General features: G+C 67.3%; 19 protein-coding genes and 1 pseudogene. 12 read left to right on the top strand and 8 right to left on the bottom strand.

Annotation, left to right across the window (positions count from 1 at the left end):
• Nucleotides 1-43: 43 nt before the first annotated feature.
• From ACPUD7_RS09745 to ACPUD7_RS09730, 4 genes are read left to right on the top strand one after another with little or no spacing between them, the layout of a single operon-like run.
• Nucleotides 44-991, top strand: coding sequence for an aldo/keto reductase (locus ACPUD7_RS09745; protein ID WP_168216745.1), 948 nt, complete (start codon nucleotides 44-46; stop codon nucleotides 989-991).
• Nucleotides 988-1,575 carry a hypothetical protein gene (locus tag ACPUD7_RS09740; protein WP_135810105.1) on the top strand — a complete coding sequence of 196 codons (588 nt, stop codon included), beginning with the start codon at nucleotides 988-990 and terminating at the stop codon, nucleotides 1,573-1,575. The genes ACPUD7_RS09745 and ACPUD7_RS09740 overlap by 4 nt, the downstream gene beginning before the upstream one ends.
• On the top strand, nucleotides 1,572-2,651 hold the full coding sequence (gene tsaD, locus ACPUD7_RS09735; RefSeq protein ID WP_135810104.1) for a tRNA (adenosine(37)-N6)-threonylcarbamoyltransferase complex transferase subunit TsaD: 1,080 nt from the start codon (nucleotides 1,572-1,574) through the stop codon (nucleotides 2,649-2,651). Before ACPUD7_RS09740 ends, tsaD begins: the two co-directional genes overlap by 4 nt.
• Nucleotides 2,638-3,192, top strand: coding sequence for an NUDIX domain-containing protein (locus tag ACPUD7_RS09730; RefSeq protein ID WP_168216744.1), 555 nt, complete (start codon nucleotides 2,638-2,640; stop codon nucleotides 3,190-3,192). Before tsaD ends, ACPUD7_RS09730 begins: the two co-directional genes overlap by 14 nt.
• Before the next feature lie 184 nt (nucleotides 3,193-3,376).
• Here the strand turns inward: ACPUD7_RS09730 and ACPUD7_RS09725 are convergent, their stop codons facing one another.
• The 4 genes and pseudogenes from ACPUD7_RS09725 to ACPUD7_RS09710 form a co-directional block, all read right to left on the bottom strand.
• Complete coding sequence (locus tag ACPUD7_RS09725; RefSeq protein WP_135810102.1) at nucleotides 3,377-4,504, bottom strand: glutamate--cysteine ligase; 1,128 nt, start codon at nucleotides 4,502-4,504, stop codon at nucleotides 3,377-3,379.
• Nucleotides 4,505-4,635: 131 nt separating this feature from the next.
• A complete protein-coding gene (locus tag ACPUD7_RS09720) occupies nucleotides 4,636-5,733 on the bottom strand; it encodes an ABC transporter ATP-binding protein (protein WP_135810101.1) in 1,098 nt (365 codons plus the stop codon).
• 7 nt (nucleotides 5,734-5,740) lie between these two features.
• A pseudogene (locus tag ACPUD7_RS09715) lies at nucleotides 5,741-7,313 on the bottom strand (xylulokinase).
• Nucleotides 7,310-8,365: a sugar-binding domain-containing protein gene (locus ACPUD7_RS09710; protein ID WP_168216743.1), complete on the bottom strand. Its 1,056-nt coding sequence runs from the start codon at nucleotides 8,363-8,365 to the stop codon at nucleotides 7,310-7,312. Before ACPUD7_RS09710 ends, ACPUD7_RS09715 begins: the two are co-directional and overlap by 4 nt.
• Before the next feature lie 131 nt (nucleotides 8,366-8,496).
• On the opposite strand from ACPUD7_RS09710, the gene ACPUD7_RS09705 reads away from it, so the two are divergent.
• The 5 genes from ACPUD7_RS09705 (at nucleotide 8,497) to ACPUD7_RS09685 (ending at nucleotide 15,105) form a co-directional block, all read left to right on the top strand.
• Nucleotides 8,497-9,855, top strand: a complete 1,359-nt coding sequence (locus ACPUD7_RS09705) for an ABC transporter substrate-binding protein (protein WP_425119774.1) — start codon at nucleotides 8,497-8,499, stop codon at nucleotides 9,853-9,855.
• Nucleotides 9,856-9,979: 124 nt separating this feature from the next.
• Nucleotides 9,980-10,921, top strand: coding sequence for a carbohydrate ABC transporter permease (locus tag ACPUD7_RS09700; RefSeq protein ID WP_240689852.1), 942 nt, complete (start codon nucleotides 9,980-9,982; stop codon nucleotides 10,919-10,921).
• Nucleotides 10,918-11,877, top strand: a complete 960-nt coding sequence (locus tag ACPUD7_RS09695) for a carbohydrate ABC transporter permease (protein WP_425119773.1) — start codon at nucleotides 10,918-10,920, stop codon at nucleotides 11,875-11,877. The genes ACPUD7_RS09700 and ACPUD7_RS09695 overlap by 4 nt, the downstream gene beginning before the upstream one ends.
• Nucleotides 11,874-13,388: a mannitol dehydrogenase family protein gene (locus ACPUD7_RS09690; RefSeq protein ID WP_425119772.1), complete on the top strand. Its 1,515-nt coding sequence runs from the start codon at nucleotides 11,874-11,876 to the stop codon at nucleotides 13,386-13,388. Before ACPUD7_RS09695 ends, ACPUD7_RS09690 begins: the two co-directional genes overlap by 4 nt.
• Nucleotides 13,389-13,440: 52 nt before the next feature.
• Entirely contained in the window at nucleotides 13,441-15,105 is a 1,665-nt protein-coding gene (locus tag ACPUD7_RS09685; RefSeq protein WP_425119771.1) for a glycoside hydrolase family 3 N-terminal domain-containing protein, read from the top strand.
• A gap of 67 nt (nucleotides 15,106-15,172) precedes the next feature.
• Here the strand turns inward: ACPUD7_RS09685 and ACPUD7_RS09680 are convergent, their stop codons facing one another.
• From ACPUD7_RS09680 to ACPUD7_RS09670, 3 genes are all read right to left on the bottom strand, one after another.
• A complete protein-coding gene (locus tag ACPUD7_RS09680; RefSeq protein WP_425119770.1) occupies nucleotides 15,173-16,039 on the bottom strand; it encodes a C40 family peptidase in 867 nt (288 codons plus the stop codon).
• A gap of 339 nt (nucleotides 16,040-16,378) precedes the next feature.
• Complete coding sequence (locus ACPUD7_RS09675) at nucleotides 16,379-17,212, bottom strand: sulfurtransferase (RefSeq protein ID WP_425119769.1); 834 nt, start codon at nucleotides 17,210-17,212, stop codon at nucleotides 16,379-16,381.
• 67 nt (nucleotides 17,213-17,279) lie between these two features.
• A complete protein-coding gene (locus tag ACPUD7_RS09670) occupies nucleotides 17,280-18,497 on the bottom strand; it encodes a class I SAM-dependent methyltransferase (protein WP_425119768.1) in 1,218 nt (405 codons plus the stop codon).
• Between the two features lie 116 nt (nucleotides 18,498-18,613).
• Here ACPUD7_RS09670 and ACPUD7_RS09665 point away from each other — a divergent pair, with 116 nt between their 5' ends.
• The 3 genes from ACPUD7_RS09665 to ACPUD7_RS09655 are packed head-to-tail and all read left to right on the top strand — an operon-like array spanning nucleotide 18,614 to nucleotide 21,323.
• The gene (locus tag ACPUD7_RS09665; protein WP_425119767.1) at nucleotides 18,614-19,600 is read left to right on the top strand and encodes a ribosomal RNA small subunit methyltransferase A; all 987 of its coding nucleotides are present in this window, start codon (nucleotides 18,614-18,616) and stop codon (nucleotides 19,598-19,600) included.
• Nucleotides 19,597-20,547, top strand: a complete 951-nt coding sequence (locus tag ACPUD7_RS09660; RefSeq protein ID WP_135540185.1) for a 4-(cytidine 5'-diphospho)-2-C-methyl-D-erythritol kinase — start codon at nucleotides 19,597-19,599, stop codon at nucleotides 20,545-20,547. Before ACPUD7_RS09665 ends, ACPUD7_RS09660 begins: the two co-directional genes overlap by 4 nt.
• The gene (locus tag ACPUD7_RS09655; protein WP_425119766.1) at nucleotides 20,547-21,323 is read left to right on the top strand and encodes a FadR/GntR family transcriptional regulator; all 777 of its coding nucleotides are present in this window, start codon (nucleotides 20,547-20,549) and stop codon (nucleotides 21,321-21,323) included. Before ACPUD7_RS09660 ends, ACPUD7_RS09655 begins: the two co-directional genes overlap by 1 nt.
• 49 nt (nucleotides 21,324-21,372) lie before the next feature.
• On the opposite strand, the gene ACPUD7_RS09650 is transcribed toward ACPUD7_RS09655, so the two are convergent.
• Nucleotides 21,373-22,776 (bottom strand): GntP family permease, encoded by a 1,404-nt coding sequence (locus tag ACPUD7_RS09650; protein ID WP_425119765.1) that lies wholly within the window; start codon nucleotides 22,774-22,776, stop codon nucleotides 21,373-21,375.
• Nucleotides 22,777-22,807 lie beyond the last annotated feature (31 nt).

The following is a 22,807-nucleotide window of genomic DNA, read 5'->3' as shown; positions in this document are numbered from 1 at the left end:
ACCGGGCCCAGTCCCGTATGCCTCGGAGGGTAGGCTGGAGCATATGACACGTGTGCAATTGGCAGATACCGATCTCTCCGTCCATCCACTTCAGCTGGGCGGCAATCCCTTCGGCTGGGGAGCGGACCGAGATCAGAGCTTCGCTGTCCTCGATGCCTACGCTGCAGCCGGCGGAAACTTCATCGACACCGCCGATGCGTACTCGGCCTGGGTCGACGGCAACTCCGGCGGAGAGTCGGAGACGATCATCGGCGAATGGATGAAGTCGCGCGGCAACCGCGATGAGATGGTCATCGCGACGAAGGTCGGCATGCACCCGAAGCACAAGGGCCTCGATCCGGCGAACATCCGCGACTGCGTCGACGATTCGCTGCGTCGCCTGGGCACCGATCACATCGATGTCTACTACGCCCATGTCGATGACGACGAGGTCGACCAGGTCGCCGTCGCCGAGACCTTCGACGCTCTCGTCCGCTCCGGCAAGGTCAGCTACCTCGGCGCCTCGAATTTCAGTCTCGACCGGCTGCGGTCGGCGAGGAAGATCTCCACGAAGTTCTCCCTGGCCTGCTACCGCGTCGTCCAGGACCGGTTCAACCTCGTCTCCCGCGCTGCCGTCGACGAACAGAAGCAGGCATACCTGCGCTCCGAAGGGATCGCCGAACTGCCCTTCCACTCGTTGGCTTCCGGGTTCCTCACCGGCAAGCACACCGGTGGAGACGCCACAGGCAGCGTCCGCGGCGAACGAGTCGCAGGATTCGTTGAGGACCAGAATGCACTCGGCGCCCTCGAGGTCCTCCACGATGTCGCCTCGACCCACAACGCGACGATGACGGCCACTGCCATCGCCTGGCAGCTCAGCCACGATTTCATTCCTTCGACCATCGCCTCGGCGCGGGTGCCCGAACAGCTCACCGAGCTGCTGGCCGGCACGCAGATGCAGCTGAGTGATGAGGAGAAGGCCGCCCTCGACGGAGCCTGGGTGGAAGCATGACCGCGACCAGTCCGCGCCTGGTCACCTGGGAGAACGGAACCGACCTCGTCATCGAGCTGCCGGTGGCCCGCGATGTCGGGACCGTCTGGGACACCCTGACCGACAGCGAGACCGCAGGCACATGGTTCGCGCCGTTCCGCCTCGGCGAAGAATCGTCAGATGCGGGGGACGATCCCGACGTGCCTGCGTCCCGTCCGATCACCTTCGAACTCGAGGACGCCGATTTGGACGGAGCGGTGCTCAGCTGCGAGGAATACGACCATGTGCTGCTCGAACTCGAGGCCTTCGGTGTGCTGGGTATCCGGCTGCTGCCGGTCGAAGGTGATTCGGGTGACGAGACCTTGCTCGTGTTCACTCACACCGCCGCCGACGTCGAATCTGCTCGAACCCAGGCAGCCGAATTCGGACCTATGTGGGACACCCACCTGCGTCTGTTCGTGCGGGTCCTCGGCCTCGACGCCGCAGAGGCGACCGAACCCGAACTCGTCGCTGCCTATTCCGATCTCGCGCTCGAGGTTGCGGACTCCGGGGACGGCACGGACTCGGCCAGTGCTGATTCGGCTGGTGCTGAGGGCGAATCGTGAGCGACCCCCTCGTCCTCGGCATCGAATCCTCCTGTGATGAGACCGGGGTCGGCATCGTCCGCGGACGCACGCTGCTGACGAACACGGTGTCCTCATCGATGGACGAGCACGTCCGCTTCGGTGGAGTCGTGCCCGAGGTCGCTTCCCGGGCGCATGTGCAGGCCATCGGCCCGGCCATCGCCTCGGCGTGTGAGATCGCCGAGGTGGAGCTGTCCGAAATCGACGCCGTAGCCGTGACGGCCGGGCCGGGATTGTCCGGTGCGCTCATGGTCGGTGTGGGCGCGGCCAAGGGGCTCGCAGCGGCACTGAACAGACCGCTCTACGGAGTCAACCACCTCGCCGCACACGTCGCCGTCGACCTCGTCGCCGAGGATATCGACGGGCTGACCACGCCGACGATCGCGCTCCTCGTCTCCGGAGGACACACGGAGATCCTGCGCATCGGAGATGTCGTCACCGATATCGAACTCCTCGGCTCCACGATCGACGATGCCGCAGGTGAGGCCTTCGACAAGACCGCGCGTCTGCTGGGGCTCAACTACCCGGGCGGCCCGAACATCTCGAAGGCGGCCCTCGGCCTTCTCGACGGCACCGGAATCCCCGGCGATCGGAAAGCCGTGACGTTCCCGCGCGGACTGGCGAAGAAGCAGGACCTTCGTGATCCGGAGCGTCGGTATAACTTCTCGTTCTCCGGGCTGAAGACCGCGGCCCTGCGCGAGGTGACGAAGGCAGAGACGCTCGGTACCGATCTGCGCGTGGCCGATATCGCGGCCGGTTTCGAAGACGCGGTCGTCGACGTGCTCGTGACCAAGACCCTGCTGGCCGCGGCCGACACCGGCATCGATCACGTCGTCCTCGGCGGGGGAGTGGCCGCGAACACTCACCTGCGTGAGGTGCTCGCTGAACGCTGCGCCGAGGCTGGGGTGACCCTGCGGGTGCCGCCCTTGACACTGTGCACCGACAATGGAGCCATGGTCGCGGCCCTCGGTGCTGAGCTCGTCGCTCGCGGAATCGGGCCGAGCGATCTGTCCTTCGCCGCAGTCTCCTCATTGGATGTCGATCATGTCCTCGTCTGAGAACGACCCGAACAGCGCCGCCGAAAGAAACGCCCAGGCGGCGAAGTCCACGCGCCTGCCCGACGGTCGGCCGCCTCGGCGATCCGGGGACGGGTGGACCTACGGATCGGACGGGAAGAAGCATTGGGGGCTCAACGGGGCCGCCGGGCTCATGCTCGTCGATCCCGAGCGCGGGGTGCTCATGCAGCATCGGGCGCTGTGGTCGGTCGAGGGCGGGACCTGGGGATTCCCCGGCGGTGCCCGGGACATAGGGGAGTCCGCGGTGGAGGCCGCGATCCGCGAGTCCTGGGAGGAAGCCGGAGTGCCGGACCAGGACGGCACCGGCATCGAGATCGTCGAGACGCACGTCCTCGACCTCGACACCTGGTCGTATACGACGGTGATCGCGAAGACCCTGCGGCGCTTCGACGCAGTCATCAACGACCCCGAGAGCATCCAACTGACGTGGGTACCCCTTGACGAGCTCGACGATTACGAGCTGCACCCGGGAGTCGCCGCCGCACTGCCGACGCTGCTGGAGCTGCTGCGCCCCCACCTGTGAGCGCGTGAGTGTGATGAAGGTTGGGCAGGGCCCCGCCGAATAGTGGTCAACAACGGAGACCTTGGGCGCTCCGAAGTGTCTCCTCGGTGGATTGTCTGGTCGATCCACCGCGACCCAAGCCCTCAGAACGCCGGGGATCGACCAGGAAATCGAGGGAGGAGGCAGTCTGGCGCCGCGCAGCCCTTCAACTGTAGGAGTTGCGCAGGTCGCCGATGAGCGAACGGGTCACCTCGGTCAGCGACCCCGTGGCGCCGAAGACCTTCTGCAGGCGGCGATAGGGCACCCCGCGCTCGATGATCGATGTGATTGAGTGCAGCTCTTCGGCACAGCCGAGGCGTTCGGCAACGGGAGAGAGGCGTTCGACCTCATCGGCCAGGCACTCGGTGACGAGGCGTTCGTCGGCTGCAGCATTCTCGATGATGATCGCGTCCATGCCGTAGCGTGCGGCCCGCCACTTGTTCTCATTGTGGAACCAGTCGGGCATCGTCGGCAGGGTCTCACCGGAATCGAGGCGGGCCGACATGTCATCGACGAGGCACTGGATGAACGCGGTGATCGCGAGGATCTCCTCGAGCGTCGGCAGTCCGTCGCAGACTCGGACCTCGACGGTGCCCCAGTGTGGGGCGGGGCGGATGTCCCAGCGGATCTCATTGATGTTGTCGATGATTCCGGTCGTGAGCATGTCGTCGACGTACTTCTCGTAGTCGGCCCACTCATCGAACTGGAAAGGCAGCCCCGCCGTCGGCAGCTGTTGGAACATCATCGCTCGGTTCGAAGCGTACCCGGTGTCCGTGCCGCCCCAGAACGGGGAGGAGGCGGACAGTGCCTGCAGATGCGGGACGTAGGCGAGCAGAGCGTTGACGATCGGCAGCACCTTGTCTCGCGAATCGATGCCGACGTGGACGTGGACTCCGAAGATGAGCATGTTCCGGCCCCACCATTGGGTGCGATCGACGAGCTCGAGGTACCGGTCCTTGGCCCGGACCTCCTGCGACTGCCACTGCGCGAACGGGTGAGTGCCTGCCGACATCAGCTCGACCCCGCGCGCCTCGGTCAGCTTCCGCAGCGCCCCGATCGAGGCGGCCAGATCCTCGGCGACGGTCGACACCTGGGTATGCACGCCGGTGACGAGTTCGATGGTGTTCGTCAGCATCTCACCGACGATGTGCTTCTCGAACTCGGGCGCGTGCTCGGCCACATCCGCCAACAGGGTCTCGGCAGCCGGGGTCAGGTCCAGGCTGCGAGAATCCAGCAGAGCCAGTTCCCACTCGACACCGAGGGTGGAGCGGGGAGAGCGTGCAAAATCGACCATGGGTCGATCATAATGGCGCGTACCCGTTTCGCCTGATTCGGCACTGTGTTTCGGCCCGTGTCCTCACCCGCAGGCCTCGGACGACATCGATGCGGCAGCGGGGCCCGGCAGCCATCGATCCCGCGCAGTCCTCACGCGGGCTGTCGCACACCGTCCTCGATCCGCCGTCCCGAATCGGTGTCGAAGAGATGCAGACGCGCGGCATCCGGCACGACCCGCACACTGTCACCGCGGCGGATCGTCGACCGTCCGGCGACCCGAGCCACGACCGTCCTCTCCTCGCCGGGCAGACCCGCCCGCCCATGCACATAGGCATCGGCACCGAGTTCCTCGACGAGATCGACCGTGACTGTGAGCCCGTGCTCGCCCTCGGTGCGCAGGTCCTCGGGACGTACCCCAACGGTGACCGTCTCACCCGTGACCTGCCCGCGCTGGTCCGCGGTGAGTTCGATCTGCACATCGCCGAGGCGCAGCGTCGACCCCTCGAGACCGACCTCGACGAGGTTCATCGCCGGAGATCCCATGAAGCCTGCGACGAAGAGGTTCGCCGGCCGGTCGTAGAGGTTCGCCGGTGTGTCCACCTGCTGCAGACGCCCGTCGGCGAGGACGGCGACACGGTCGCCCATCGTCATCGCCTCGACCTGGTCGTGGGTGACATAGACGGTGGTCACGCCGAGGCGGCGGGTCAGTGACGCGATCTGCGCACGCGTCTGCACCCGCAGCTTCGCGTCGAGGTTCGACAGCGGCTCGTCCATGAGGAAGACCTGCGGGGACCGGACGATGGCGCGGCCCATCGCCACGCGCTGCCGCTGTCCGCCGGAGAGCGCCTTGGGCCTGCGGTCGAGGAAGGGCTCGAGGTCGAGCAGCCGGGCGGCCTCCTCGACGCGTTCGTCCCGCTCCTTCTTCGCCACGCCCGCGATCTTGAGGGCGAAGGCCATGTTCTCGCGCACGCTCATATGCGGATAGAGCGCATAGTTCTGGAAGACCATCGCGATATCGCGTTCGCGTGGAGAGAGTGAGGTGACGTCGTCGTCTCCGATGCGGATGTGCCCGGAATCGACGGGTTCGAGCCCGGCGAGCATGCGCAGGGTCGTCGACTTCCCGCAGCCCGAGGGGCCGACGAGGACGAGGAACTCCCCGTCGTCGATGTCGAGACTGATCTCGTCGACGGAGGGTGCCAGCGCCTCGGGGTACCGACGCAGTGCTTTGTCGAAGGTGACAGTGGCCATGGTGTTCTCAACCTTTCGCGGATGCGTCCGCATCCGATGATCGACGGTGATCGTGCAGTGAGTTGTCGTGCGTATAGGACCGGTACTGCTGCCGCACCCCAGACGGTCTCGGGTGCAGGGTGGCGACGAGTTCGACCGCCCATTCGGGCAGCGACCCGGTCAGCGTCCATGCCGCCTGCCGGGCGGCGCCGATGGCCACATACTCGGCTTGTTCGGGGACGTCGATGGGTACGGTGAAGATGTCCCGGGCGACCTCGCGGACCGCCGGATTCCTGGCCGCCCCGCCGATGATGAGCAGACGGCGGGCCGTCAGGCCCTGTGCGAGGACCGCGTCGAGTCCGTCCGCGAGTCCGCAGAGCATGCCCTCGACGAAGGCCCTGGCGACGTTCTCCGCCGAGGCGTTGGCCAGGGTCATCCCCTCGAGCCGGGCGGTGGCATCGGGCAGGTTCGGGGTGCGCTCGCCCTCGAAATAGGGCACGAGCGTGATCCCGTTCGCCCCCGGCCTCGAAGCCAGTGCCAGAGCAGCGACCTCGTCATGGCTGATGCGCAGCAGAGTGCTTGCCGAGACGAGGACCCTTGCGGCGTTGAGGGTCGCGACCAGCGGCAGGCGACCGCCGTCCGCGGAGGCGAAACCGGCGACCGTGCCGCTGCGATCGGCGATGGGCAGGTCCGTGGTGCCGAAGACGGTGCCCGAGGTGCCGATCGAGACGACGACATCGCCCGAGGTGACCCCGAGTCCCAGCGCCGCCGCCGCATTGTCCCCGGCCCCGGGTCCGACGAGGACCCCCTCGTCCGTGCGCCCGGCCGCCTCGTTGGGAGCGAGGACACGAGGAAGGATGATCGCCGAGGCAGCTTCCGGTTCCGTACCGTCGGTCGCCGCCTGGTCGAGGTCCGGCGTGGTGTTGTCGAGCGTGATAGCGCCGACCGCCTCGCGGGGGTCGGCACCGAAAGCGGCGCGGGCATCGCGGCCGAACGCGATGCGGAAGAGGTCGAGATCGTACTCGCCCGATGAGGGGTCGAAGTAGGCCGTGCCGCTGGCATCCGAGGCGTCGGTGATGAGGGCCTCGAGCTTGGGGCCGTGGATCGAGGAATCGGCGGCTCCGTAACCGAGGATCCGCCAGGTCAGCCAGTCGTGGGGGAGGGCGACGGCGGCAACCTCGGCGGCGTTGGCGGGTTCGTCGTCGCGCAGCCAGCGCAGCTTCGCGCCGGTGAAGGAGGCCACGGGCAGGACACCGGTGCGGGCGATGAAGTCCTCAGCGCCGACTTCGGCGATGAGGTCCCGGGCGGCGGCGTCGCTGCGCAGGTCATTCCACAGCAGGGCGTCGCGGATCACGCGGCCCTCGGCATCGAGGGCGACGAGCCCGTGCTGCTGGCCGCTGATGCTCAAGGCTGCGACGTCATCGAGTCCGCCGGCAGACTCGATCGCCTCCTGCAGGGCGGTCCACCAATACTGCGGGTCCACCTCGGTGCGGGGCCGCACCGGTGCGCAGGATGTCGCCGGAGTCAGGGTCGGCGATGACGACCTTGCAGCTCTGCGTCGAGGAATCGATGCCGGCGACGAAGCGGCGGGCAGCGGTCATGACTCCTCCTCGTGGGGTGCAGCCTCGATGTGAGCCGCCTCGGCGAGAGCAACGTCGTCACGATCAGGCTCGTCACGAGCCGCCTCGGCGAGCACGGCATCGGCGAGGTCACGGTCGATGACGGCGACGTCGACGATGCCCGCCGCACACGCGGCTCGCACTGCGCGGGCTCGCTCAGCGCCGCGGGCGACCCCGACGGTCGTCGTGGCCTGGCGCAGCTGGTCGAGGGTGACGGCGATGACGCGGTCATCGATCGTGGTCACGTCTTCACCGGCGGCATCGAACAGACGTCCGGACACCTCGGCGACGGCGCCGTCATCGATGCCTGACCGTCGCTGGACGGGGGTGCACTTCTCCCACACCGAGGACAGCCCCTCGGCCCACGAAGCCACGGAGACCACGGCGAGGTCGAGGTCGTCGGCGGCGGCGAGCGTGCCCGAGATCTCGGGCAGGGCTCGCAGGTCGGCGGCGGTTTCGGCCTCGGTGACGAGCAGCGGGGCCGGCAGACGGACCATGCTCACGGCCGGATCCTGACCCAGTCGGGTGAAGATTTCGGAGCTGGGACGGTGGGATTCGAGCCGCAGGGCACCGGCGAGCTGCACGATCGTGCACCTCGGCAGCGCCGGAGTGAAGGCGGCCGCGGAGTCGAGGGTGCGTGACCAGGACAGGCCGATGCGCATCCCCGCCCGGGCCTTGCGGCCGACGAGCGCGAGGGCCGCTCGGCCCATCTGCTGGGAGGCCTCGGCCTGGTCCGGGATGTCGACGATGACGACCGAGTGCAGGCCGAGGGCGGCGGCAGTGCGCTCTGACAGATCCGTGTCCTCACCCGCATCGGCCTCGATCGTGATCGTGACGACCCCGGTGTCGACGGCCTCTTGGAGGAGGCGGGCGACCTGGAATCGACTCAGTCCGTTGGCCTTGCCGATCTCGACCTTCGATCGTCCTTCGAGGTAGTGATCGCGGGCCAGCTGCGCGAGGAACCGGCGGTGGCGGGCGGTGGGCGCGGTGCTCATCGTCCTCCCTTCGGCGTCGACGGCATTGTGTTCGCTCATATGTGAAGTTTTGCACATCTGTGTGTTCCGTGACACAGTATTGCACATATGAGCGCCGATGCTCATATGAATTTCTCGAAGCGAACCCGATGGCGGGCGGCAATCCCGCGATGATGAGGGAAGGCACAACGATGAAACACAGGATCACCGGCCGAGGCGCCACCTGGGCGGCCATCGGCATGGTCGGAGCGCTCGCACTGACAGGGTGCGGTGGGGCCGGAGGCAGCTCCAGCGGCGGGGGAGGCGATGAGGTCAACGTCCTCATGGTCAACAACCCGCAGATGCAGGACCTGCAGAAGCTCACGGCTGACCACTTCACCAAGGACACCGGCATCAAGGTCAACTACACCGTGCTGCCGGAGAACGAGGTGCGGGCGAAGATCGGACAGGAGTTCGCCGCCCAAGCCGGCAACTACGATGTCGCGTCGATTTCGAACTACGAAGTCCCGACGTATGCGAACAACAAGTGGCTGACCCCCATGGACGAAGGCGTCGCCGATGCCGAGGGCTTCGACCAGGACGACATCCTCACCCCCATGGCCGAGTCGCTGACCGTCGATGACACGGTCTACGCGGAACCCTTCTACGGTGAGGGCTCGTTCCTCATGTACCGCACGGACATCTTCGACAAGGCCGGAGTCGAGATGCCGGAGAACCCGACTTGGGATGAGGTCGCCGATCTCGCCGCGAAGGTCGACGGTGCCGAGAAGGGCACGAAGGGCATCTGCCTGCGCGGTCTGCCCGGCTGGGGCGAGATGTTCGCTCCGCTGACGACAGTGGTCAACACCTTCGGCGGCACCTGGTACGACGAGGACTGGAATGCACAGGTCGACTCGAAGGAGTTCAAGGCGGCCACGAACTTCTACGTCGACCTCATCAAGGACCACGGAGAATCCGGTGCCCCGCAGGCTGGGTACACCGAATGCCTGACGAACCTGCAGCAGGGCAAGGTCGCCATGTGGTACGACTCGACGGCCGCCACCGGCACCCTCGAGGCGGATGACTCCCCGGTCAAGGGCAAGATCGGCTATGTCGCCGCCCCGGTGAAGGAGACGGACTCAAGTTCGTGGCTCTACACCTGGGCCTGGGGCATCCAGGCCGCGGGCAAGAACCAGGACGCCGCGAAGCAGTTCGTCGCCTGGGCCTCGTCGAAGGACTACGAGGAGACCGTCGCCTCCGAACTCGGCTGGCAGCACGTCCCGGCCGGAAAACGGACCTCGACCTATGAGAACGCGGACTACCAGAAGGCCGCCGAGCCTTTCTACAAGCAGACCGAGGATGCCATCAACTCGGCCGATCCCGAGAGCCCGGGTGTCCAGCCGCGCCCGACCCTCGGCGTGCAGTTCGTGACGATCCCGGAATTCGCGGATCTCGCCACAGGCATCTCCGAAGACGTCAGCTCCGCCATCGCCGGACGCACGACCGTCGACAAGGCCTTGACCAAGGGCCAGAAGGAAGCCGAGAAGGTCGGAGACAAGTACAAGAAATGACCGCGCAGCCTCGGGGCGGACGGTGAGAACCCGCCCCGAAGCGTCCCGGGCCGTCCCGTGGTTGCGGACCCTCCGCCCGCGGCCCCGGCCTCACCGCCTGGGGCCACCACCGATCTGATGAAGGATGTTCGAAGTGTCAGCACCCGCCGCCGAGCGTGCATCGCAGCCGATCACGCCGCCCAGACCCCGTGCCAAGGACCGATGGCTCAAACGCGCGCCCATGCTGCCGGCGCTCATCTTCGTCATCATCGTCACCCAGATCCCGTTCGCGATCACGATCATCATCTCGTTCATGAACTGGAACGCGGCCTATCCGGACGACATCAGCTTCGGCACCGTGCAGAACTACATCACCGTGTTCACAGATGCGAACCTCCTGCGGGCGGTGCTCGTCACCGTCGGTCTCACCGTCGGGGTGGTGCTCGCCTCGGCGCTGTTAGGACTGGGCATCGCCTTGCTGCTTGACCGGAAGTTCATCGGCCGCGGACTCGTCCGCACCCTGATGATCACCCCGTTCCTCGTCGTGCCCGTGGCCGCGGCGCTGCTGTTCAAACACGCGATCTTCAACCCCTCCTACGGTCTGCTGGGCGGGCTGCTGACCACCGTCTTCGGTGACAACGCCCCGCAGCCGGACCTCATGACGTCCTCGCCGCTGCTGGGCATCGGGCTCGTGCTCGTGTGGCAGTGGACGCCGTTCATGATGCTCATCATGCTCGCCGGTCTCCAATCACGACCCATGGACGTCTACGAGGCGGCGCTGGTCGACGGGGCCGGACCCTGGCAGACCTTCCGCTTCATCACCCTTCCCCACCTGCGGCGCTACATCGAACTCGCCGCCCTGCTGGGCACGATCTACATCGTGCAGAACTTCGACATGGTCTTCACCATGACCTCCGGCGGGCTGGGCACCGCGACCCTGCCGTACGTCATCTACCAGGAATTCTTCGTCGCCCAGGACTACGGAGTCTCCTCCGCGGTCGGCGTCATCGTCGTCGCCGCCTCCCTCATCATCGCGACCTTCGCCCTGCGCACCGCATCCACCCTGCTCAAGGAGGAGAACTCATGAGCACCCCAGATCTCTCGACGACCGTGGGAACGCAGCCCGAACCCGGGGTGACCCCCACCCCGACCGAACCCGGCGGACCCGGATCGGTCGAGCCGCCTCGGCGGAAGGCGAACACACCGAGGCGGCCCGGCCAAGGTCGGGTCGGCAAGATCCTGCTCGGCCTCCTCGCGTGGCTCGTCGGACTCCTCTTCGTCTCGCCGCTGCTGTGGATGCTGCTGACCAGCCTCCACGCCGAGACCGACGCGTCGACGAACCCGCCGAGCTTCTTCGCCCCGCTCACACTCGACTCGTATGTGAACTTCTTCGGCGGCGGCAACGGGGCGAACCCGTGGCCGTTCCTCATCAACTCCGCCGTGGCCGCGATCGTGTCGACCCTCATCGTCCTCGTCCTGTCGACGATGGCCGCATACTCCCTGGCCATCCGCCGCATCGAACGCTGGTCCGATGTGCTCTTCTTCCTCCTCTCGACGAAGATGCTGCCGATGGTCGCCGGCCTCCTGCCGGTCTACCTCGTCGCGAAATCAACCGGCATCCTCGACACCTGGCTTTTGCTCATCATCATCTACTCGGCGATGAACATGCCGATTGCGGTGTGGATGATGCGGTCCTTCCTCGCCGAAGTGCCCGTCGAGGTCCTCGAAGCCGCCGAACTCGACGGGGCGAGGCTGCCGCGGGTGTTCGTCCAGATCCTGCTGCCGCTGACCGCACCGGGCCTTGCCGCCACCGCGCTCATCTGCTTCATCTTCTCCTGGAACGAGCTCCTCTTCGCCACTGTGCTCACCTCCACCGCAGCCTCGACCGCGCCGGTGTTCCTCACCAGCTTCGTCACCTCGCAGGGTCTGTTCCTGTCCCAGGTGTGCGCGGCCTCGCTCATCATCTCCGTACCCGTGCTCGTTGCCGGCATCGCCGCGCAGGACAAACTCGTCCAGGGCCTGTCGATGGGAGCCGTCAAATGACCGCACCGCGAACCGCACTCACCCTCAACGCCGGCAACCTCCCGGCCATCGCCGCAGCCGGCATCACCGTCCCCGCCTACGACAGGGCGGCGGTGCGCCCGGGCATCGTCCATTTCGGCGTCGGCGGATTCCACCGCGCACACATGGCCATGGTCATCGACGATCTGCTCCAGACCGGTCGTGCCTTCGAGTGGGGGATCGTCGGTGCCGGAGTGCTGCCTCACGATGCGGGCATGCGCGATGCTCTGGCCGGGCAGGACCACCTCTACTCGCTCACCCTCAAGCATCCGGACGGAGCGAAGGAGCGGCGGGTGATCGGGTCGATCATCGACTACCGGTTCGGACCCGATGATCCGCACGGGCTGCTCGAGCTGCTCACGGATGAGGACATCCGCATCGTTTCGCTCACCGTCACCGAGGGCGGCTACAACGTCAACCCCGTCACCGGGGAGTTCATCGCGCAAGAACCGACGATCGTCGCCGATGTCGAGGCGCTGCGGGCCGGTCGGCTGCCGGCCACCGTCTTCGGTTACGTCGTGGCCGCCCTGCGGGCGCGTCGGGCGGCAGGCGTGGCACCGTTCACGGTGCAGTCATGTGACAACATCTCTGAGAACGGTGAGGTCGCGGCGAAGATGTTCACCGCCTTCGCCCGACTCGTCGACGACGAACTCGCCGACTGGATCGGTGAGAACGTTGCCTTCCCGAACTCGATGGTCGACCGCATCACCCCGGCCACGACCGACGACGACCGGGAGGACCTGCTCGCCGATACGGGCGTGACCGATACATGGCCGGTCGTGGCCGAACCCTTCTTCCAGTGGGTGCTAGAGGACTCCTTCACCTCCGGCCGTCCGCCCTACGAAGACGCACACGTGCAGGTCGTCGACGATGTGCAGCCCTATGAACACATGAAGCTGCGCCTGCTCAACTCCGGACACCAGGGACTGGCGTACTTCGGTCTGCTCGGCGGCTACACCTTCGCTCATGAGGCGATGGCGAACCCCGACATCCCTGCCTACCTGCGCCGATACATGGATGAGGAAGGCACGCCGAGCCTCGCCCCGCTGCCGGGAATCGACCTCGAAGCGTACAAGGACTCGCTCATCGAACGGTTCAGCAACCCTGAGATTCGCGACACCCTCGCCCGCCTCGGCGCCGAATCCTCCGACCGCATCCCCAAATGGCTGCTGCCTGTGGTCAAGGACAACCTGGCCTCCGGACACCCGGTCGACGTGTCCGCGGCGATCTGCGCCTCCTGGGCCCGATATGCCGAAGGCCATGATGAGACCGGTGGTCGGTTCACCATCGTCGACCGCTACGCCGAACGGCTGCAGGCCGTCGCCGCGACACAGGGAACCGACGCGCTGGCCTTCGTCCGGCAGGACCAGTTCTTCGGCGAGCTCGCCGAAGAACCCCGCTTCACCGCACCGTACCTCGCCGCACTGACATCGCTGCACGAGCGGGGAGCGAAGGAGACCGCACGTCGCCTGGCAGCCCACGAAGCACTGTGAGACCAGCGGGCGCGTGAGGGCACCGGGCCGGGCAACCGTTTAGCATGGAGGGATGTTGCGCTCTCGCCTCGGCATCCTGGCCCTGACCACGACTCTCGCGCTCGTCGGCTGTTCCGGCGGGGCGAAGGCCCCCGACTCCTCTGCCGGCGGACAGAAGCCCTCCGCCGGATCCGACTCGCAATCGCAGTCACAAGCGGTCGCCGAGCCCTCCCTCGACGACCCGGCCGATGCTGACCCGGCCGACTTCGAGGACGAAGCCGAGAAGATCGTCGGCGACTTCTCCGACGACGAACTCGCCGGTTCCCTCACCATCGGCACCTGGGACGGCACGGACACGCAGACCCCGGTCGACATGGTCAAGCAGAACCACCTCGGCGGGGTCATCGTCATGGGCTACAACCTCCAGGAGAACCCGACGACCGACCAGGTCACGGCACTGACGAAGCAGATCTCGCAAGCGCGCACGAAGGGTCAGCCGGTGTCGATCGGCGTCGACCAGGAAGGCGGGCCCGTGTCCCGCCTCAGCACCGCGGCGCTGCCGTTCCCGCCGCTCATGGGTCTGGCCGCCACGGATGATTCCGACCTCATCACCGAGGCGACCCGCGTCCAGGGCGAGAACCTCACCGACCTCGGGTTCACCATCGACTTCGCTCCGGATTCCGATGTCACCGTCGGACCCAAGGACAAGGCGATCAACGTCCGCTCGGCCGGCACCGACCACAAGGACGCCGCCGAGGTCGTCGGGGACGCGGTCACGGGATACCGGTCCGGCGGGGTGGCGAGCTCGGCGAAGCATTTCCCCGGGCACGGCCGCCTCGGCGTGGATTCGCATGAGAGTCTGCCGGTGTCGGAGAAGTCGATCGAGGAACTCGAGGACACGGATCTCCTCCCGTTCAAGTCCGCGGTCAAGGCCGGGGTGCCGATGGTGATGATGGGCCATATCGGTCTGCCGGATGCGAAGACGACGCCGGGCACACTCAACCCGAAGGCGTATGCGGCGGTCCGTGAGACCCTCGACTTCGACGGCGTCATCACCACCGATGCGCTGAACATGAAGGCCGTGCCGCAGAACCTCGAGGGCGGCGAGTCCGTCAAAGCGATCGCCGCCGGTGCCGATGTTGCGCTCATGCCACCGGACTCGGGTGCTGCGCAGAAAGCGATCGTCGCGGCGATGGGCGACGGGACGCTGAAGAAGAAGGATCTCGTCGAGAAATCCGAACGCGTCGTCGCCCAGCAGCTGGCCACCGCGGCCGCGCAGCAGAGCATGAAGGCGGGGGAGAAGTCCGGTTCCGGTTCGGGTGATGCGGACGATTCCGGTGCGAAGGATGCGGCGAAGACCCTCACCGAGGTGGCCGAGAAGTCCGTGACCGTGCTCAAGGGCGAATGCTCCTTCGCCGGCACCGATGCGATCTCCATCGTCGGCGGCAGCGAGAAGGAACAGACGGAGCTGAGTGAAGCGGCGAAGGCCGAGGGGCTCACGGTCGGCTCCGGTGGAACCTCGGTGAGCCTGAGCCCGAACACCTCCGCCGAGGTGGCTGTGGGAACAGCCGCCCCGTGGACGATGCGCAGCACCCCAGCGAAGACCGCGGTGACCGCCTATGACTCGAACCCCTATGCTCTGCGGGCCGTAGCGAAGTGGCTCAAGGGCGACCTCGAGGCATCGGGTCAGCTGCCTGCCGAATACGACGGCAGCGAGAAGGCTCCCGAATGCGGGTGAGCCGAAGTACCCCTCGCCGGCGCAGTGCCGACGAGGGGTTCTCTGTGTGTTCGGTTCCGGGTGGGGATCAGAGCACGCGGATGAACGTGACGTCGCCCATCCAGCTGTAGCTGCGCTTCGATGTTCCGGATCCGGGCGAACCGGCATCGTACATCTGTCCGTCGCCGGCGTAGATTCCGACGTGTCCCGGGTGCCAGATGAGGTCGCCGGGCTTCGCCTCTGACTCGGACACGACCGTTCCTGATTCCTTCTGAGCTCCCGACTGACGGGGCAGGTCGACGCCGACGTGGCTGTAGACCCAGGAGGTGTAGCCGGAGCAGTCCCAGCCGCTCTGCGACGTTCCGCCGAAGACGTACGGGGTACCGACGCCCTTCTCTGCCCAGCCGAGGACCTGCTCGGCCTTGGACCCATCGATCGGGCCCGAGTCGTCGGAGCCGCCGGTATCCTTCTTCGGGCTCTCATCCTTCGACCCCGCGTTTGGGTTGCCGGAATCATCATCCGAGGACTCGCTCGGCTCCTCCTTCGGCTCTTCAGCGGGAGCCGGCTCGGCGACGGTCGTCTCCGGCTCCTCCTTCGGCTCGGGCTTCGGCTTCGGCTTGGGCGCGGCCTCGGCGGTGACGACGTCCGTGTCGACGGTGACTTCAGCCTCTTGATCGCCCTCCTTCGACGCGCCGCCAGCGTCGATGGTCGGTGTCTGGTTCTTGAACTCGACCGGTGCCTGCTTCTCGGACTCGGCTGCGACCTGCGCCTCATCGTCGGCCCCCTGCCCGGCGGCGGGGAGGACTGCTGCGGTGAGCAGTCCGCCGCTGGCGGCGACGACTGCGGCACGGCGGCCGAATGCGCCGGAGTTCGCTGCGAGCAGTTCGCTCAGCTCGGTCAGTGGTGTCTTGGCCTTGGCGTTCGCGGCGCGGCGGCCGTGCTGCTTGGATGCCACGATTTCCTCTCGTTGCCTGTCTGAGTGTGACGATGTCCTCCACTGTAACGAATTCGTGATCTTATGTCACGTTTTTGTTACAAAAGTATTCTCAGGCAGATTCTAGTGCATAATCGCAGGTCACAGGCTTATTTCTGACGAAAACGGTAAGTGAGAGGCTGTGGTTCCGCCCGATTGCGACTGTGATTCAGCGCGCAGTCTCAGCCTTGAATAACGTTTCGTGACATTCGAGAAGTGTGATTTGCGGGGCGATCCGCGGCGTTATTCGCGCGCAAACCACCGTGGATCGACCCAAGAATGCTAGCGGCGCGTGACCGCGAGTGCGTTGGTGACTGAGCTTCAGTCGCCGGTTTCGACCGGTTGGTCGGGATCGGATGACCAACCGGACCAGCTCGCGGGGTAGAGGCTGGCCTCGACACCGAGAGTGGCCAGCGCCAGAGCATTGTGGCAGGCGGTGACTCCGGACCCGCAGTAGACCCCGACCGGCTGATCGAGGGCACCGAGGGCTGAGAAACGCTGTCGGAGATCCGTCTCGGGCAGGAACGTCCCCGCGGGGACATTCTCGGTGGCCGGGGCGTTCTTCGCCCCGGGAATATGGCCGGCCCGTGGATCCAGCGGTTCCGTCTCTCCGCGGAAGCGCTCACCGGCACGGGCATCGAGCAGGACCCCGTCCCAGGCCGCCGCAGCACCGGCGTCGATGACCGGCAGGGAACCCGGCCTCAGGACGATGGAACTCGGCTCCACTTCAGCCGAGTCGCCGGCAGCCAGCTCACCGCCGGCATTCCGGTAGGCGGTCAGCCCGCCGTCGAGGACGCGCGCCCTCACACCCGCCCACCGCAGCAGCCACCAGGCTCGTGCGGCACCGAGCGAAGAGTTGTCGTCATAGACCACGACCTCGGTGTCGGCATCGATGCCCCATGACCGGACCGTTGCCTGGAACGCCTCGGCCGTGGGCAGCGGGTGCCGACCGGCAGTGGGGTCGGTGCTGTCGTGGTCGGCGAGCTCGGTGTCGAGGTCGACGTAGAGCGCGCCGGGGATGTGGCCGGCGGCGAAGTCATCGCGACCATCGGGTTTCGGCAGGGTCCAGCGGACGTCGAGCAGCCTCGGCGCCGGTGCGGTCCGCAGCCGGGAGAGCAGCTCATCGGCACTGATGAGAACGTCGGAGCGAGTCATGGATTCTCCTTCTGTGGGGCGGAGGGGTGAGGTCGATGCCGTGAGGCCAACACCACGACCGGTGCAGTCACACGGGTTGGGTGAGCAGCACGACGTGACGCTCGCCGAGGCGGGTGAATACGAGCGTGGCTTTGTCCCCCTTGGGCAGTTTGAGCTGGCGCCGGACCTGGTCGGGCACGATGTCGGCGCCGCGCTTCTTGATGACGACGGAGCCGATGCCGCGGGAGACGAGTTCCTTGCGCAGGCTCGGGATCTTCGCGGGCAGGACATCGGTGACGGTGTAGGCGGTGACTCCGGCAGCGGCCGGTCCGCTCGGTTCGACATCCGTGGTCAGGTACGCGATCTTCGGGTGCACCCGCCTGGCCTGCAGGGGCGCGCAGAGAGCGACGACGAGTCCGGCGCGCACGATCGCACCATCGGGTTCGAGCAGGTACCGCCCCAGCGTCCCGATGCCCTCTTCATCTGATTCGGGCAGGTCGTCTTCGTGGACGAGCAGGGTGCGCTCGCCCATGACGAGGGCCCCGCGCCCCGGCTGCTGGCGGGCGGCACCGAAATAGAGGCAGACTTCGACGACCTCGCCGTTGTGGGACACCCACTGGGCTTCGGCCTCCTCGGGGACGAGACCGTGGTCGAGAGCCGGGCCGAGCTTGACCCCGGCCGCCTTCGCTCGGATCGCCTGGTCGATGACCCAGGACAGGGAGGGGGAGAAGGCTTCGGGGTCGGTGATCCGAGCCGTCGATCCGCGCCTGTCGGACTTGCCGATGGTGCGGCGGGCAGGATCGAACCACAGGGCGTCGAAATCGGACAGGTCGACATCCTCGGCGCGGGTGTGGTCGACGGAGGCATCGGGGAGGTGGCGGAGATTGAACGCGGCGATGGCGGCGGTGACCTCATCGGCGTCGACGGCGGATACCTGCGCTCCCATCCCGGCGAAGGCGACGGAGTCCGCGCCGATCCCGCACCCGAGGTCGGCGATGCGGAAGGTCTCACCGTCCGCGGTCTCGCCGATGAGGCGGCGCGCGTGGTGGGCGGCGACCGGCAAACGGGTGGCCTGAGCGAGTCCGTCGCGGGTGAAGAGCATGTCATCGGCGAAGGGACCGAGTTTGGCACCGGCCTCTCTGCGCAGCTGTGCTTGGGTGAGCAGCGCGGCGGTCACCTCGGCGGAGAAGCCCTCCTTCCGCAGGGCGGATGACCGGGCGAGTTCGTCGCCGGGCAAGTCGTCGATGCGGTCGAGCCGGTCGAGGACGGCGACGTCGAGCAGTTCGGTCAGAGTCTGCGGATCCATAGCCTTCACCCTATCGTCCGCGGGCCACGTGCAGACATCTCGCCGAGGCGGGGCCGGGCGGGCGCGCGGTGCGCAGGGTGATTGTGCCGGCCGGGTGGTGCGGTAAGTTGTTGGCTGTGACGTTATTGACCGCCCGCGACATCCGCGAATTAGCCGCTGACATCGGTCTGCGCCCAACGAAGCAGAAGGGGCAGAACTTCGTCATCGACCCCAATACCGTGCGGTCGATCGTCGCCGCGGCCGGGCTCGAGGACGCCTCGAACGTCGTCGAGATCGGGCCCGGGCTCGGTTCGCTCACCCTCGGCCTGCTCGAGGCCGGGCACAGCGTCACCGCCGTCGAGATCGACGAAGTCCTCGCGGCGAAGCTGCCCGAGACGGTCGCGAGGTTCGCCGGCACCGAGGCGCCCTTCGCCCTCGTCAACGCCGATGCCCTCCGCGTCACCGAACTGCCCACGCTGCCGCACAGCGGAGGAGCCGCTGCCGCCGCGGCCACCGACGCGACGGCGAGCGTGAACCAGCCCGCGACCGCGAACCAGCCCGCGACCGCGAACCAGCCCGAGGCATTGGTCGCGAACCTGCCCTACAACGTGGCCGTGCCCGTGCTGCTGCACTTCCTCGAAACCTTCCCGAGCCTGAAGACCGTGCTCGTCATGGTCCAGCTCGAAGTCGCCGAACGGCTCGCAGCCCCTCCCGGATCCCGCACCTACGGGGTCCCCAGCGTCAAGGCCCAGTGGTACGGAGACGTGCGATTGGCCGGACGGATCGGCAAGAACGTGTTCTGGCCGGCCCCGAACATCGACTCCGGGCTCGTGCGCATCGACATCACCCGCACCGACCGTGACCCGGTCAACCGGCGCCGCCTCTTCAGCCTCGTCGACGCGGCCTTCGCCCAACGCCGCAAGACCCTGCGCGCGGCCCTATCCGGGTGGGCCGGCAGCCCGCAGCGCTCCGAGGCTCTGCTGACCGCGGCCGGCATCGATCCGAAGGCCCGAGGTGAGGCGCTGACCGTGACCGACTTTGAACGACTCGCCGCCGCCGAAGTTCCGGAACCCGCCGAAGCTCCGGACCCCGCCGAGGCCACCGCGGAGGATCCGTCTCAATGACCACCCCGCTGCACCCACCGACGACGACCCCGGCCCCAGTGAAGGTTCAGGCACCGGGCAAGATCAACATCCACCTCGGCGTGGGGGCCGCGAACGACGAGGGATACCACGAGCTCGCGACCGTGTTCCAGGCGCTCAACCTCGGCGAGACGCTCACCCTCATCCCGGGCGGAACACGATCGATCCTCGTCCAGGGACGCTACGCGGATTCCGCGGTGCCGGTCGATGATTCGAACGTCGCCCGCCGTGCCGTCGACCTCCTCATCGCAGCCCTCGAGGACGATCGTGACGTCGACGTGCTGCGCGACCTCGACATCGTCATCGACAAACAGGTGCCCGTGGCCGGCGGGATGGGCGGGGGATCGGCGGATGCGGCCGCTGCCCTCGTCGGCGCCGCCCACCTCCTCGGCGGAGTCGAGGACGAGGTCCTCCACGACTGCGCGGTCTCGGTCGGCGCCGATGTCGCCTTCCTGCTGCGCGGGGGCACGGCCATCGGCCACGGTCGCGGCGAACAGCTGAGCCCCGTCCTCACCCGCGGGGTCTTCCACTGGGTGATGGCCACCTCGGCGCGGCAATTGCCGACCCCCGACGTCTATGCCCGCTTCGACGAACTCAACGACACCCCGGCCCCGGCCCAGGTGCCCGACGAGGTGCTCACGGCGCTGGCTGCCGGCGAACCGGACACGCTCGCCGAATTCGCGGTCAACGACCTCACCGAGGCGGCCGTGTCGTTCATGCCCGAAATCGCCGAAGTGATGGAGGCCGGACGCGCCGCCGGGGCACTGCTGCCCCTGCTCAGCGGTTCGGGGCCGACGATCGGGTTCCTCGCCCGCGACGCCCACCACGCCCTCGATCTGGCCGTGCTGCTGCAGGCCACGCGCGGCGTCAACGAAGCCCTGCGCACAACGGGGCCCGCCCCCGGCGCGCACATCGTGGACGTTCCGTGATGGCGGGGGAGAAGGGCAGGGGCTTCGCCGAAGCGGCTTCGGAGCGAGCGGGGGCCACGGGCAACCGGGGAAACCTCCATGAGCAGCTGCGCGATCAGGTCGGACAGGACATCGTCGCCGGTCGGCTGGAGGCCGGAACGATCATCAAGGCCGAGGATCTGCGTGCCCGCTACGACGTGTCGCTGTCGGTGGTGCGCGAGGTCGTGCGCGTCCTCGAATCCTTAGGGATGCTGCAGCCGATCCGACGGGTCGGTCTCGTCGTGCTCGCGATGTCCGAATGGATGCTGCTCGACCCGCTCGTCATCCGGTGGCGGATGACCGAGGCCCCGGCCGGGCAGCTGCGCTCCCTCACCGAACTGCGGGTCGCCATCGAACCCGAAGCGGCCGGTCTGGCGGCCAAGCACGCTCCCGCAGAAGCCGCCGAGGAGATCATGGGCCTCGCCGCCCGGATGCGGGCATCGGGCCGACGCGGAGACGTCGACGCCTTCCTCGACGCCGATGTCGCGTTCCACCGGGCCGTGCTCGGGGCCGGGGGCAATGAACTCTTCGCCGCCTTCGACACTGTCATCGGTGAGATCCTCGCCGGTCGCACCGGGGCGGGACTGATGCCGAAGTATCCGCACCCCGACGCGCTGCAGTGGCATTTCGATGTTGCCGATGCCATCGGCGGGCAGGATGCCGACCGGGCCAAAGAGGCGATGGCGAAGATCGTGGCGAAGGCCGATGCCGAGATGGGCAGCGTGTGGGCCGACGAGCCCCGGCGCACCGGCCGCTGACGGCGGCGCACCCGGCCCGAACGGCCGACGATGACTCATCGAGCCGAGCTCAGAACAGGCTGACGACCCCGTAGAGGGCGAGGCTGAGTCCGAAGCCGACGGTGCCCAGCAGCGTCTCGGCGACCGTCCAGGTCTTCAGCGTCGTCTTCGTGTCCATGCCGAAGAACCGCGAGACCAGCCAGAAGCCGGAATCGTTGACATGGCTGGCGAAGACCGAACCGGCCGCCAGTGAGAGCACGATGGCCACGACCTGCATGCTCGAGAAGTCCGGGTTGCCGACGACGATCGGCTGGACGAGCGCGGCCGCGGTCGTCAGCGCCACCGTGGCCGAACCCTGGGCGATGCGCACGATCGCGGCGATGACGAAGCCGGCGACGATGACGGGAAGACCGAGTGCGGCGAGTGAGTCGGCGAGCGAGTCTCCGATTCCGCTGGCGCGCAGCACGCCGCCGAACATTCCGCCGGCGCCGGTGATGAGGATGATCGAGCAGACCGGTCCGAGCGCGGAGTCGACGACGGTCTCGACCAGCGACCGGTCCTTGTTCTGCCGCCAGCCGAGCAGCCACATGGCCACGACGACGGTGATGAGCAGCGCGATCGGGGTTTCGCCGAGCAGCCGCAGGGACGCGATGAGCGTCGAGTCGGTATCGACCCAGCCGGCTTCACCGGCGAAGTTGAGTCCGGTGTTGAGGAAGATGAGCACGAGCGGCAGGGCGAGGAGGAAGATCACGTGGCCGAGCTTGGGCCGGGAGGCGAAGTCGGCGAACGAGTCGTTCCGGCCGGCCGAGAGCACATCGGGCACGGCGACGTCGATGCGTTTGCCGATGATGAGTCCGAAGAGGTAGCCGGTGAGGTACCAGGCGGGAATCGCGATGATGATTCCGCAGATGAGGACGAGTCCGACATTCGCCCCGAGCAGACCGGAGGCCGCGACCGGGCCGGGGTGCGGGGGCACGAAGATGTGCATGGCGGAGAACGCCATCGCCGCGGGCATCGCGTACAGCAGCAGAGACCCGCCGAGGCGGCGCGCGATCGTGAAGATGATCGGCAGCATGACCACGAGGCCGGCGTCGAAGAAGATCGGGAAGCCGAACAGCAGCGAGGTCACGCCGAGTGCCAAGGGCGCCCGCTTCTCTCCGAACAGGCGGATGAGGGCATCGGTGAGCACTTCGGCGCCGCCGGAGAGTTCGAGCATGCGTCCGAGCATTGCGCCGAGCCCGACGAGCAGGGCCACGCTGGCCAGGGTCGAACCGAAGCCGTCGTAGAGGACGTCGATGAGGTCACCGGGGCCGATTCCGGCGGCCAGTGCGGTGAGCACGCTGACGATGACGAGGGCGATGAACGCGTGCAGCCGTGCCTTGATGATGAGCAGGAGCAGCAGGCCGATCGCCGCTGCCGCGATTGCCAGAAGTGCCGGCGTGGACAGAGTCCAGGCCAGGTCGAGGTCGGTCATGGTTCCTCTTCCTTGAGGTCAGATGGTTGGG

The organism is Brevibacterium sp. FAM 24630 (assembly GCF_049804075.1).
Classification (GTDB): domain Bacteria; phylum Actinomycetota; class Actinomycetes; order Actinomycetales; family Brevibacteriaceae; genus Brevibacterium.
The sequence above is the reverse complement of the archived record's forward strand: the minus strand, read 5'-3'. Positions and strand labels throughout refer to the sequence as shown.